The organism is Dermatophilaceae bacterium Soc4.6 (assembly GCA_039889245.1).
GTDB lineage: Bacteria > Actinomycetota > Actinomycetes > Actinomycetales > Dermatophilaceae > Lapillicoccus.
In genome coordinates this window covers 583601-596058 of the sequence record JAZGVH010000002.1, presented here as the reverse complement: position 1 = coordinate 596058, position 12458 = coordinate 583601, and the positions used below count along the sequence as shown (strand labels likewise).

Annotated in this window: 10 protein-coding genes; 9 read left to right on the top strand and 1 reads right to left on the bottom strand. The window is 71.3% G+C overall.

Annotated features, from left to right (window positions below; all coding sequences use genetic code 11):
* The first annotated feature begins 1 nt into the window (after position 1).
* Both V3N99_02835 and speB read left to right on the top strand, forming a co-directional pair.
* A complete protein-coding gene (locus V3N99_02835; protein MEO3935674.1) occupies positions 2-1285 on the top strand; it encodes a saccharopine dehydrogenase C-terminal domain-containing protein in 1284 nt (427 codons plus the stop codon).
* 184 nt (positions 1286-1469) lie between these two features.
* Positions 1470-2516 carry an agmatinase gene (gene speB / locus V3N99_02830; protein ID MEO3935673.1) on the top strand — a complete coding sequence of 349 codons (1047 nt, stop codon included), beginning with the start codon at positions 1470-1472 and terminating at the stop codon, positions 2514-2516.
* Positions 2517-2710: 194 nt separating this feature from the next.
* Here the strand turns inward: speB and V3N99_02825 are convergent, their stop codons facing one another.
* Positions 2711-3610: a LysR family transcriptional regulator gene (locus V3N99_02825; protein ID MEO3935672.1), complete on the bottom strand. Its 900-nt coding sequence runs from the start codon at positions 3608-3610 to the stop codon at positions 2711-2713.
* Positions 3611-3693: 83 nt separating this feature from the next.
* Between V3N99_02825 and gabT the strand changes: the two genes are divergently transcribed.
* The 7 genes from gabT to ispG all read left to right on the top strand — a co-directional run bounded on the left by gabT (position 3694) and on the right by ispG (position 12438).
* Positions 3694-5091 (top strand): 4-aminobutyrate--2-oxoglutarate transaminase, encoded by a 1398-nt coding sequence (gene gabT, locus V3N99_02820; GenBank protein ID MEO3935671.1) that lies wholly within the window; start codon positions 3694-3696, stop codon positions 5089-5091.
* 144 nt (positions 5092-5235) lie between these two features.
* Positions 5236-6696 carry an NAD-dependent succinate-semialdehyde dehydrogenase gene (locus V3N99_02815; GenBank protein ID MEO3935670.1) on the top strand — a complete coding sequence of 487 codons (1461 nt, stop codon included), beginning with the start codon at positions 5236-5238 and terminating at the stop codon, positions 6694-6696.
* Between the two features lie 42 nt (positions 6697-6738).
* The gene (locus tag V3N99_02810; protein ID MEO3935669.1) at positions 6739-7212 is read left to right on the top strand and encodes a ribonuclease domain-containing protein; all 474 of its coding nucleotides are present in this window, start codon (positions 6739-6741) and stop codon (positions 7210-7212) included.
* A 26-nt stretch (positions 7213-7238) separates the two neighbouring features.
* On the top strand, positions 7239-8465 hold the full coding sequence (gene dxr / locus V3N99_02805; GenBank protein MEO3935668.1) for a 1-deoxy-D-xylulose-5-phosphate reductoisomerase: 1227 nt from the start codon (positions 7239-7241) through the stop codon (positions 8463-8465).
* Positions 8466-8528: 63 nt separating this feature from the next.
* Entirely contained in the window at positions 8529-9884 is a 1356-nt protein-coding gene (locus V3N99_02800; protein ID MEO3935667.1) for a site-2 protease family protein, read from the top strand.
* A 224-nt stretch (positions 9885-10108) separates the two neighbouring features.
* Positions 10109-11059 carry a hypothetical protein gene (locus V3N99_02795; protein ID MEO3935666.1) on the top strand — a complete coding sequence of 317 codons (951 nt, stop codon included), beginning with the start codon at positions 10109-10111 and terminating at the stop codon, positions 11057-11059.
* A 215-nt stretch (positions 11060-11274) separates the two neighbouring features.
* On the top strand, positions 11275-12438 hold the full coding sequence (gene ispG, locus V3N99_02790) for a flavodoxin-dependent (E)-4-hydroxy-3-methylbut-2-enyl-diphosphate synthase (protein MEO3935665.1): 1164 nt from the start codon (positions 11275-11277) through the stop codon (positions 12436-12438).
* Positions 12439-12458 lie beyond the last annotated feature (20 nt).

Genomic DNA, 12458 nt, shown 5'->3' with positions numbered 1-12458 from the left:
CGTGCGCATCCTCATGATCGGCGCCGGCGGCGTCGGCGACGCCGCCGCCCGTATCGCCGTCGAACGCGACTTCTTCGAGGCCCTCGTCGTCGCCGACTACGACCTCGCCCGGGCGGAGGCGACCGTTGGTGCCGCCTCCGGCCGGCGCGCTGGGGAGTCGCGGCTCGTCGCCGCGCAGGTCGACGCCTCCGACGCGTCGGCGGTGGCGGAGCTCGCGCGCGAGCACCGGGCGACCCACGTCTTCAACGCGGTCGACCCCCGCTTCGTCATGCCGATCTACCGGGGGGCGCTGGCGGCCGGCGCTTCGTACCTCTACATGGCGATGAGCCTCTCGCAGCGCCACCCCGAGGCGCCGTACGAGAAGGTGCACGTCAAGCTCGGCGACGAGCAGCTGGCGATGGCGGGGGAGTGGGAGGTGTCGGGGCAGCTGGCGCTGCTCGGCATCGGCGTCGAGCCCGGGCTGTCCGACGTCTTCGCCCGGTATGCCGCCGACCACCTCTTCTCGTCGATCGACGAGCTGGGCACGCGCGACGGCGCCAACCTCGCGGTGCGTGACGCCGACGGCAACGAGACCTTCGCCCCCGGCTTCTCGATGTGGACGATCATCGAAGAGTGCCTGAATCCGCCTGTGGTGTGGGAGAAGTCGCGCGCCGACGCCGCCGGCGGTGACGTCGAGGCGGGCTTCTTCACCCTGCCACCCTTCAGCGAGCCCGAGGTCTTCGACTTTCCCGAGGGCATCGGGCCGGTCGAGTACGTGCACGTCGAGCACGAGGAGGTGCTGCTCATGCCGAGGTGGGTCGACGCGCAGCGCGTGACCTTCAAGTACGGCCTCGGCGAGGAGCTCATCACGATCCTCAAGACGCTGCGCACCCTCGGTCTCGACCGCACTGACCTCGTGACGGTCAAGGGCGTGCAGGTCTCGCCGCGAGACGTCGTGGCCGCCGTGCTGCCCGACCCGGCGACGATCGGGCCGATGATGACCGGGAAGACGTGTGCCGGGCTGATGGTGACCGGCAAGGGAAAGGACGGGGAGCCTCGGGCGACCTACCTCTACCACGTGGTTGACAACGAGGTCACGATGGCGGAGTGCGGCGCGCAGTGCGTCGTCTGGCAGACGGCCGTCAATCCTGTTGTCGCGCTTGAGCTCCTGGCCACCGGCGTGTGGTCGGGCGCGGGGGTGCTGGGGCCCGAGGCGCTCGACCCGGTGCCGTTCCTCGAGCTGCTCGCGGCGCCGAAGCCGCAGGGGTACGGCTCGCCGTGGGGGATGGAGGAGCGGAGGCCCTGAGCGGGCGCTGGCCAAGGCCCTCGCGTCCGCCTCGCGGAGGCCTCTAGCCCTCCGTCACGCGGACGCAGCGTGGGCGCTGGGGCCCTGCGTCCGTCTCGCGGAGGGTTCTAGCCCCCGGGGACGCGGACGTCGGGCGTGGGCTTTGGGATCACGACCCAGGGTGCTCAGCAATAGGCTCGGGGCCATGACCCGCTACGGCAGCCAGTTCGGCCCTGACATCACCTTCCTCGGCGTCGACCGGTGCGACCTCGACGACGAGAGCACGTATGCCGGTGCTGACGTCGTCATCCTGGGCGCCCCCTTCGACGGCGGGACGTCGCACCGGCCCGGCACGCGCTTCGGCCCGCAGGCGATCCGGATGACGGACTACCTGCCGCACGACGGGTCGCGGCCGTCCCTGGCGCTGCGCACCGACGGGCTGCAGGACCTGCGGGTCGTGGACGCCGGTGACGTCGAGATGTACTCCGGGGACATCGAGGTCGCGCTGCCGGCCCTCGAGGCCGCGGTCGAGAAGGTGACCCGGGCGGGCTGCATACCGGTCGTGCTGGGGGGAGACCACTCCATCGCCTACCCCGACGCCAAGGGCGTGGCCAACGTGCTCGGGCACGGGCGGATCTCGATGATCCACTTCGATGCGCACGCCGACACCGGCGACATCGAGTTCGGCTCGCTGTGGGGGCACGGGCAGCCGATGCGTCGGCTGATCGAGTCGGGCGCACTGCGCGGCGACCGCTTCCTGCAGATCGGGCTGCGCGGCTACTGGCCACCACCGGCGACGCTCGACTGGATGGCGGGGCAGTCGATGCGCTCCTACGAGATGACCGAGATCGTCGAGCGCGGGCTCAAACCGTGCCTCACCGAGGCCTTCGGCATCGCGATGGACGAGTGCGAGGGCGTCTTCCTCTCGGTCGACATCGACGTGTGCGACCCGGGGCACGCACCGGGCACGGGCACCCCGGAGCCCGGTGGGCTGTCGGCGCGCGAGCTGCTCGACTCGGTGCGCCGGATCTGCCTCGAGCTCCCTGTCGTGGGAATGGACGTCGTCGAGGTCAGCCCGCCCTACGACCACGCCGACATCACGGCCGCGCTGGCCAATCGTGTTGTGCTGGAAGCGCTCTCGGCGATCGCGCGGCGCCGGCAGGACGAGCGCGACGGCACCCGGTGGGACCCGGCCCAGCCCCTGCTCGACGGCCGCGCCCCCATCCCCGGAGGCTTTAGTCCCCCACAGTGAGAGTGCACCGCGCGGTGGGGCGCTCGTGGTCCTGGGGCTGGCCGCCGTCGTCTTCGCCGTCGGGTACGCGCCGCTTCCGGCCCGTGCGTCGCTGAGCGTGAACAGCACCCACTGGGCGCGTTCGACTCGGGGTGGGTGGTGACCAGCCCGGGGTCGTCACGGTCGAGCCGGGCGACGGCCTCCCCGATGCGGTCTCATGTCGCCCTGGCCGGTGCCACAGCCGCGCCGTAGCGCTCGACGCAGAATGCCGCCAGCCGGCTGGCCAGCGCCGACAGTGCGGGGGCGGCGTGGTGGTCGGGCTGCCACGCGGCATACAGGCTGATGTGGACGGGGCCGTCGGGTGCCGCGATGCGCAGCGGGCACAGGCCGAAGCGGGGGTCGTCCGAGAGCACCGCCACTCCGCGGCCGGCAGCCGCGAGCGCCTGCGCCACCTCGGGCGTACCGACCTCCACCACCGAGTCGTAGGCCGTGCCGGCACGCGCGAGCGCCTGGTCGAGGGCGCGCCGGGGGTGGAAGTCGCTCGAGAGCAGCAGCAGGTCACGGGTGACGAGCTCGGCGAGGGTGACGTGCCCGCGCTCCGACCAGGGGTCGTCGTCGCGCACGTAGGCCCAGACCGGCAGGTCGGCGACGGACAGCGTCGCGAGACCGGCACCGGGGGGAGTCGTGCCGATCGCGAGGTCGGCGCCCCGGGGGAGCGCGGCATAGACGCTCACCGGCAGCTCCTCCCAGACGGTCGGCATCGGGTCGTCGGGCCCGAGCCGCGCGAGGAAGGGAGCGATGACGTCGGTGAGGGTCGTGCCCGGAGCGGCGATGGTCAGACGCTCGAGCCGACCCAGCGCCAACGCCTGTGCTGCGGCGACCGCAGCGTCGGCTCGCGCGATGAGGTCCCTGGCCAGCGGGAGGAACTGGCGTCCCGCCGCCGACAGCTGGAGCGACCGCTCGCTGCGGGAGAAGAGGCCCACCCCGAGCTCGCGCTCGAGCTGGCGCAGCTGGCGCGAGAGGGAGGGCTGCGTGACGTGGACCCGGCTGGCGGCCGCGCTGACCGAGCCCGCGTCGGCGACGGCGATGAGATAGCGCAGGTGACGCAGCTCCATACGGTGTGATCATGCCTCATGAGCATGCATGGCGTGCGCAGGAAGTATTGGACAAGCATGGTGGGCGGGAGGAACCTAGACCCATGACCGACACCCTCGCCGCGCCCACCGTGTCTGACGCCCCCGCCGCCGCTCCGGCCGTGCGGCCCGAGATCGAGCAGCGGCGTCTGCTGCAGACCGCGATCCCCGGCCCGAAGAGCGACGCCCTGCAGGCGCGCAAGCTCAGGGCCGTGTCCTCGGGGGTGAGCACCGGGCTGCCGGTCTACATCGAGCGCGCCTCCGGCGGCATCCTGGTCGACGTCGACGGCAACCAGCTCATCGACTTCGGCGCCGGGATCGCGGTGACCTCGGTCGGCAACAGCGCGCCCCGGGTCGTCGAGGGTGTGCAGCGTCAGGTCGCCGACTTCACCCACACCTGCTTCATGGTCACGCCCTACGAGGAGTACCTCCAGGTCTGCGAGGAGCTCGCCGCCGTCACCCCGGGCGACCACGAGAAGCGTTCTGCGCTCTTCAACTCGGGCGCGGAGGCCGTCGAGAACGCGATCAAGGTCGCGCGTCACGCGACCGGTCGTGACGCGGTCGTCGTCTTCGACCACGCCTACCACGGGCGCACCAACCTCACGATGGCCATGACGGCCAAGAACATGCCCTACAAGGACGGCTTCGGCCCCTTCGCCGGCGAGATCTACCGCGCGCCGATGGCCTACCCCTACCGCTGGCTCGGTGGCGCGCAGGCCTGCGCCGACGAGGCCTTCGAGACCTTCACCTCGCTCGTGCACGCGCAGGTCGGTGAGGAGCGCACCGCTGCGGTCATCCTCGAGCCGATCCAGGGCGAGGGCGGGTTCATCGTGCCCGCACCGGGATTCGTGCGTCGCGTCGCCGACTGGTGCCGTGAGCACGGCATCGTCTTCATCGCCGACGAGATCCAGACCGGCTTCTGCCGCACCGGCGACTGGTTCGCCAGCGACCACGAGGGCGTCGTGCCCGACCTCATCACCACGGCCAAGGGCATCGCCGGCGGGCTGCCGCTCGCTGGGCTCACCGGCCGCGCCGACCTGATGGACTCCGTGCACGCCGGTGGCCTCGGCGGCACCTACGGCGGGAACCCTGTTTCGTGCGCGGCGGCGATCGGCGCGATCGCGACGATGCGTGAGCTCGACCTGGTCGGCCGCGCCCGCGAGATCGAGGCCATCTTCCGCCCCCGCCTCGAGGCCCTCGCCTCGCGCCACGAGCAGGTCGGCGACATCCGCGGTCGTGGCGCCATGCTGGCGATCGAGCTCGTCACCGACCGGGCCTCCAAGACGCCGGACGCCGCGCTGACCAAGGCCGTCAACGCCTACTGCCACCAGCAGGGTCTGGTCACCCTCACGGCCGGCACCTTCGGCAACGTCTTCCGCTTCCTGCCCCCGCTGGTGGCCCCCGACCACCTGCTCACCGAGGGTCTCGACATCCTCGACGCGGCCTTCGCCACCGTCGCCTGACCCGCCGCGCCGGTCTCGCCCCCACCCCTCGACTTGTTGCGGTGAGCGCCGGGCATCTCGGGCGCTGAGCCCAACATTCGCGGCGCTCACCGCAACAAGTGGGTATGAAGAACTGCCCAACCGTCTTCCCCTAGGAGTCCAGTCGTGCCCGTCAACATCTCCCAGCTGCTCGAGTCGGTGCCGAAGGGCCTCTTCATCGGCGGCTCGTGGCGCGACTCAACGACCGGTGCGACCATCGCCGTGGAGGACCCGGCGACCGGCGACACGCTGGCGCACGTCGCCGACGCGACCGTGGCCGACGGGAAGGCCGCGCTCGACGCGGCCGTCGCTGCCGCGTCCGACTGGGCCGCCACCCCGCCGCGCGACCGGGGCGAGATCCTGCGCGCTGCGTGGGAGCGCATCCAGGAGCGGGCCGACGACTTCGCGATGCTCATGACCCTCGAGATGGGCAAGCCCCTCGCCGAGGCGATGGGCGAGGTGACCTACGGATCCGAGTTCTTCCGGTGGTTTGCCGAGGAGGCCGTGCGCATCAGCGGCCGCTGGTCGACCTCCCCCAACGGCGCCACCCGTCTGATGACCATGAAGCAGCCCGTCGGTCCTGTCCTGATGATCACGCCGTGGAACTTCCCGCTCGCCATGGGCACCCGCAAGATCGGCCCGGCCATCGCCGCCGGCTGCACGATGGTGGTCAAGCCGGCAACGCAGACGCCGCTGACCATGCTCGCGCTGGCCCAGCTGCTCGACGAGGTCGGCCTGCCCAAGGGCGTGCTCAACGTCGTCACGACGAGCCACACCGCCGACGTCTGCGAGCCCCTGGTCCGCGACCCGCGCCTGCGCAAGCTGACCTTCACCGGCTCGACCCCGATCGGCAAGATGCTCGTCGAGCAGTCGGCCGAGCAGCTGCTGCGGGTCTCGATGGAGCTCGGCGGCAACGCGCCCTTCCTCGTCTTCGCCGACGCCGACGTCGACAAAGCCGTCGAGGGCGCCATGCTGGCCAAGATGCGCAACATCGGTGAGGCCTGCACCGCCGCCAACCGCTTCTACGTGCACGAGTCCGTGGCCGACGAGTTCTCGACGAAGTTCGCCGCGCGGATGGGGGCGCTGACGATGGGCCACGGCACCGACGAGGGCGTGACCGTCGGCCCGCTCATCGACGCCAAGGCCGTCGCCAAGGTGACCGAGCTGCTCGACGACGCCGTCGCGAAGGGCGCGAAGGTCGTCGTCGGTGGCCAGCCCCACCAGGGCGCGGGCCACTTCTTCGAGCCGACCGTCCTCACGGACGTGCCGTTGGACGCCCTCCTGCAGAAGGAGGAGATCTTCGGTCCTGTCGCCCCGATCACGACCTTCACCGACGAGGACGAGGCGGTGCGCATGGCCAACGACACCGAGTTCGGCCTCGTGGCCTACCTCTTCACCCAGGAGCTCAGCCGGGCCATCCGCGTCAGCGAGCAGCTGGAGTACGGCATGGTCGGCGTCAACCAGGGCGTCGTCTCCAACCCCGCCGCGCCGTTCGGTGGCGTCAAGCACAGCGGCTTCGGCCGTGAAGGCGGCTTCGAGGGTATCGAGGAGTACCTCGAGACGAAGTACGTCGGCATCGCTCTCTGAGGGCGGCGTGGGGCAGCCGTCGGCACGCCGTAGGCTCCCCCCGTGCACCTGAGCCCCCGGACCCGCGCGTGGGCCACGCTCGTCGTGGCGCTGGCGGTCGTGCTGCTTGCGATCCTCCTGCCGCGGCTCACGGCGGGGTCGACGTCGGCCGAGCCGACGGCCCGCACTTCCGTCAGCCCCCGCACCTCCGTCAGCACCCGCACCTCCGTCAGCCCCCGCACGACACCGACCGGCACGTCGGTCGCGGAGTCAGACCTCGACGGGCCGGCCCGCGCGACCCTGGCGCTCGTCCGCGCCGGGGGCCCGTTCCCCTACCCCCGCAACGACGGGGTGACCTACCACAACGCCAACCGGGTCCTCCCGATCCAACGCGACGGCTACTACACGGAGTACACGGTCCCCACGCCCGGCTCGTCGTCGCGCGGGGCCCGGCGGATCATCGCCGGCCAGGGCGGGGACTACTACTACACGCGCGACCACTACGACTCGTTCGCCCGCATCCGCCTCGGCGCCTGACCGTCCGGGTGCGCGAGGATGGGGCGGTGACCACCGCCTTCCCCCGTGCCCCCCACGCCCCCCGCCGAGTCACCCTGCTCGGCTCCACCGGGTCGATCGGCACCCAGGCCATCGAGATCGCCCTGGCCAACCCCGACCGCTTCCGCGTCACGGGCCTCAGCGCCGGCGGCTCCGACCTGCGCCTGCTCGCGCAGCAGGCGCACGCGCTGCGTGTCGAGACGGTGGCCGTGGCGCGCGGCACGCAGGAGCAGGTGCGCGACGCCCTCGATGCCGTATGCCGCGACGCCGGCGACGCGGCATACGCGCCGGAGGTGCTGGTCGGGGACCGCGCGAGCACCCAGCTGGCGGCCCGTGAGGCCGACGTCGTCGTCAACGGCATCACCGGCGCGATCGGCCTCGAGCCGACGCTCGCCGCGCTGGAGGCCGGGCACACCCTGGCGCTGGCCAACAAGGAGTCGCTCATCGTCGGCGGCCCGCTGGTCAGGGCGCTCGCCCGCCCGGGTCAGATCGTGCCGGTCGACAGCGAGCACAGCGCGATCGCGCAGTGCCTGCGCGGAGGCACGGCCGACGAGGTGCAGCGTCTCGTCGTGACCGCGAGCGGTGGCCCGTTCCTCGGCCGCAGCCAGGCCGAGCTGGCCGGTGTCACCCCCGAGCAGGCGCTGGCGCACCCCAACTTTGCCATGGGCCGCGTCGTCACGACCAACAGCGCGACGCTGGTCAACAAGGGGCTCGAGGTGATCGAGGCGCACCTGCTCTTCGACGTGCCGTTCGAGCGGATCGACGTCGTGGTGCACCCGCAGCAGATGATCCACTCGATGGTGGAGTTCGTCGACGGCTCGACCGTCGCGCAGGTGTCACCGCCGTCGATGCTCATCCCGATCGCGATGGGGATGGCCTGGCCCGCGCGCGTGCCCGCCGCCGGCCCGGCCTGCGACTGGAGCCAGGCGTCGACCTGGCAGTTCCTGCCCCTCGACGACGAGGCCTTCCCCGCGGTGGCGCTGGCCAAGCGCGCTGGCCTCGCGGGCGGCACGACTCCGGCTGTCTTCAACGCAGCCAACGAGGTCTGCGTCGACGCCTTCCACGACGGGCTCATCCCCTTCACGGCGATCGTCCAGACCGTGTCCAGAGTCGTCGAGGAGCACCTGCAGACCGCCGACCTGACGGCCGGTCTCGACCTGGCGGCGGTGCTCGCCGCCGATGCCGCGGCCCGCACGCGTGCGCGGAATGTCCTGGGTCTGGGGGATGATGGTTGAGGGGTTGCGCGCACCGGACCCCCGCACCGCAGCAACCGGCACCGCTTCACAGTTAGGACCCCCGTGACCGTCGTCGCCTACATCCTCGGAGTGCTCGCCATCGTCGTCGGCGTGGGGCTCTCCATCGCCCTGCACGAAGTGGGTCACCTCGTGCCGGCCAAGAGGTTCGGCGTCAAGGTCACGCAGTACATGGTGGGCTTCGGCCCGACCGTCTGGTCGCGTCGGCGCGGCGAGACCGAATACGGCCTCAAGGCGGTCCCGCTGGGCGGCTACATCCGCATGATCGGCATGTTCCCCCCCAAGCCCGGCGCCGACCCGATGCTGCTGCGCGCGTCCTCGACCGGCCGCTTCAGCCAGCTGATGGACCAGGCGCGCCAGGACTCGATGGAAGAGGTCACCCCCGGAGACGAGCACCGCGTCTTCTACCAGCTGTCGGTGCCCAAGAAGGTCACCGTGATGCTCGGCGGGCCGATCATGAACCTCGTCATCGCCACCGTCCTGATCACCGGCTCCCTCACCCTGTACGGCGTCCCGGTGGCGAGCAACGGCGCCCAGGTCGTCGCTGTGAGCGAGTGCGTCGTGCCCGCCGCACAGGCGGCGGCCAAGACCGCCTGTGCGGCCAGCGACCCGAAGACCCCGGCCTACCTCGCGGGCCTGCGCCCCGACGACGTCATCACCTCGATCAACGGCACCACCGTCACCCCGACCACCTCGCTCAGCCAGCTGATCCAGCCGCGCTCGGCCCAGGCCACCACGTTGACCTGGCTCCGCGGCGGCACGCCGATGCAGGCGACGGTGACGCCGGTGACCAACACCGTGACCCGGGTCGACGCGCAGGGCCAGATCGTGCGCGACGCCGCCGGCACGATGCAGACGGTGCAGGCCGGCTTCCTCGGCGTCACGTCGCAGGTGCAGACGGTGCAGGAGCGCCAGTCGGTCACCGCCGCGCCGGGCGCGGTCTGGGGCGCCTTCACCCAGACGGCGGGTGTCGTGCTGCGCATCCCGCAGAAGATCGTGGGCGTCGCCCAGGCCGCCTTCGGTGGCGGTCAGCGCGACCCCAACGGCCCGATCTCGGTCGTGGGCGTCGGGCGCATCGGCGGCGAGATCGCCGCGAGCAGCATCTTCCCCGACGGCACGGCCGGCAAGGTCAACATGCTGCTGCTGTCGCTGGCCTCGCTCAACATGGCGCTCTTCGTCTTCAACCTCATCCCACTGCTGCCCCTCGACGGTGGTCACGTCGCGGGCGCCCTGTGGGAGGGGCTGAAGCGCCGCGGGGCCAAGGCGCTCGGCAAGGCCGACCCCGGGCACGTCGACGTCGCCAAGGCCCTGCCCGTCGCCTACACGATGGCCATCGCGCTGGTGAGCATGTCGGCGCTGCTGATCTACGCCGACCTGGTCAACCCGGTCAAGCTCTTCTGACGAGGGCCGGCGCCGTCGGCCGAGGCCGTCGGCCGCGGCCGGTGGCTGGTGGCGCGGCATGCGCCTTCACGTGAAGCCGTATGTGGCCGATCTCGCGTCGATGTCCGCATACGCCTTCACGTGAAGATGTATGCGTGGCGGGGGCGTGGCCGAGGGTCGCCGCGGGTCGGAAGTGGCCTGTGGACAGTCGGAATCGGACCCTCGCCACGCGGCAGTCTTGACCCGTGAGCATCCTCCAGGCCCAGGTGGCGACGTACCCCCTCGACCTGCGGGCACCGTTCACCTACCGGGCTGCGCGCCTCAGCGGGATCAGCAGGGCCGAGCTGGGGTCACCGGCCTTCGTTCGACTCTCCCACGGCGTCTACGTCTCGCGAGCGATCACCCGGACCCTGCTCGTGCGCACCCAGGCAGCGCTGCTCTCCGCCCCGGACTCGGCCGTCGTCAGCCACCACACGGCCGCGATGCTCTACGGGGGATGGGTCCCCGCCTCCTCGAAGATCCACCTGACGATGCACGTGAGCCTCAACTGCGAGCAGCTCGGCATCCGCGCCCATCGGGTGAAGCGGCCCCCGCCTGCATCGAGGTGGCGAGGCGTCCGGATCACCTCACCCGAGCGCACCTTCTGCGACCTGGGGTCGAACCTCGATCTCGTCGAGCTCGTGGTCCTCGGCGACCGGCTCGTCCGTCGCAACCGGACGACGCCTGAGCGCCTTCGGTCGGCGGCCGCCGAGTGGGACGGCCCTCATGCGGCGACGCTGAGGCGCGCTGCCGGGCTGGTGCGCCCGCACGTCGACTCACGGCCCGAGACGCTGCTGCGGATGCTGCTGGTGCTGGCGGGGCTGCCCGAGCCCGAGGTCGACATCCGCTTCTACGACCGCGTCACCGGCGACCTGCAGCGGCGGCTCGATCTGGGATACCGCACGCTGCGCCTGGCCATCGAGTACGACGGAGCGCAGCACTTCGAGGACGAGGAGATCTACGAGTCCGACATCGAGCGACACGAGGAGCTCCGCGAGAAGCGCCACTGGCAGGTCACGCGCGTCACCAAGAAGGGGGTCTTCGAGGTGCCCCTGACGACGCTGCGTCGGGTAGACGGCGCGAGGGTCGACCGGGGGGCGAGACCCACGGTGTTCCGCGACGAGTGGCAGGCGTACTTCCCGGGGAAGCAGGCCTGACCCGGGGCGAACCGAGGGCCAACCGACCGTCCTCGGGCTGCAGGCGTCGCATACGGCTTCACGTGAAGCCGTATGCGCCCCAGATCGGAAATCTGGCCGCACAAGGCTTCAGATGAAGTCGTATGTCGCCCGATCAGCCCGGGGCCAGGCCGGGGGGTGCCGGTCAGCCCGGACCCGCTCCACCTTCCGGGGGCTCGCGGGGCGATAATGGAGCCATGACCGTCTCGCTCGGTATGCCGGCCGCTCCGGCACCCACCCTCGCCCCCCGTCGCCCGACCCGCAAGATCAAGGTCGGCAAGGTCGAGGTCGGCGGTGACGCGCCCATCTCCGTGCAGTCGATGTGCACCACGCCGACGACCGATGTCAACGCGACGCTCCAGCAGATCGCCGAGCTGACCGCCACCGGCTGCGACATCGTGCGGGTCGCGTGCCCCACCCAGGACGACGCCGACGTCCTGCCGCAGATCGCTGCGCACAGCCAGATCCCGGTGATCGCCGACATCCACTTCCAGCCGAAGTACGTCTTCGCGGCGATCGAGGCCGGATGCGCGGCCGTGCGGGTCAACCCCGGCAACATCCGCAAGTTCGACGACCAGATCAAGCAGATCGCGGCAGCCGCGAAGGACCACGGCACCTCGATCCGCATCGGGGTCAACGCCGGGTCGCTCGACCCGCGCCTCCTCGCGAAATACGGCAAGGCCACGCCTGAGGCGCTCGTCGAGTCGGCCGTGTGGGAGGCGAGCCTCTTCGAGGAGCACGACTTCCACGACTTCAAGATCTCGGTCAAGCACAACGACCCGGTGATCATGGTCAAGGCCTACCAGCTGCTGTCCGAGCGCGGCGACTGGCCGCTGCACCTCGGCGTGACCGAGGCGGGCCCAGCGTTCCAGGGCACGATCAAGTCGGCGACGGCCTTCGGGGCCCTCCTGTCCCAGGGCATCGGCGACACCATCCGCGTGTCGCTCTCGGCCCCCCCGGTCGAGGAGGTCAAGGTCGGCATCCAGATCCTGCAGTCGCTCAACCTGCGCCCCCGCAAGCTCGAGATCGTGTCCTGCCCGAGCTGCGGCCGCGCCCAGGTCGACGTCTACACCTTGGCCGAGCAGGTGACCGCCGGTCTCGAGGGTCTCGAGGTGCCGCTGCGGGTGGCCGTCATGGGCTGTGTCGTCAACGGTCCGGGCGAGGCGCGCGAGGCCGACCTCGGGGTGGCCAGCGGCAACGGCAAGGGCCAGATCTTCGTCAAGGGCCAGATCATCAAGACCGTGCCCGAGAGCCAGATCGTCGAGACGCTCATCGAGGAGGCCATGCGCATCGCCGAGTCGATGGAGCCGGTCGACGACGGCACCGGTGCGCCCACCCGCCCCAGCGTCTCGGTCAGCTGACACGACGACGTCGAACTTCG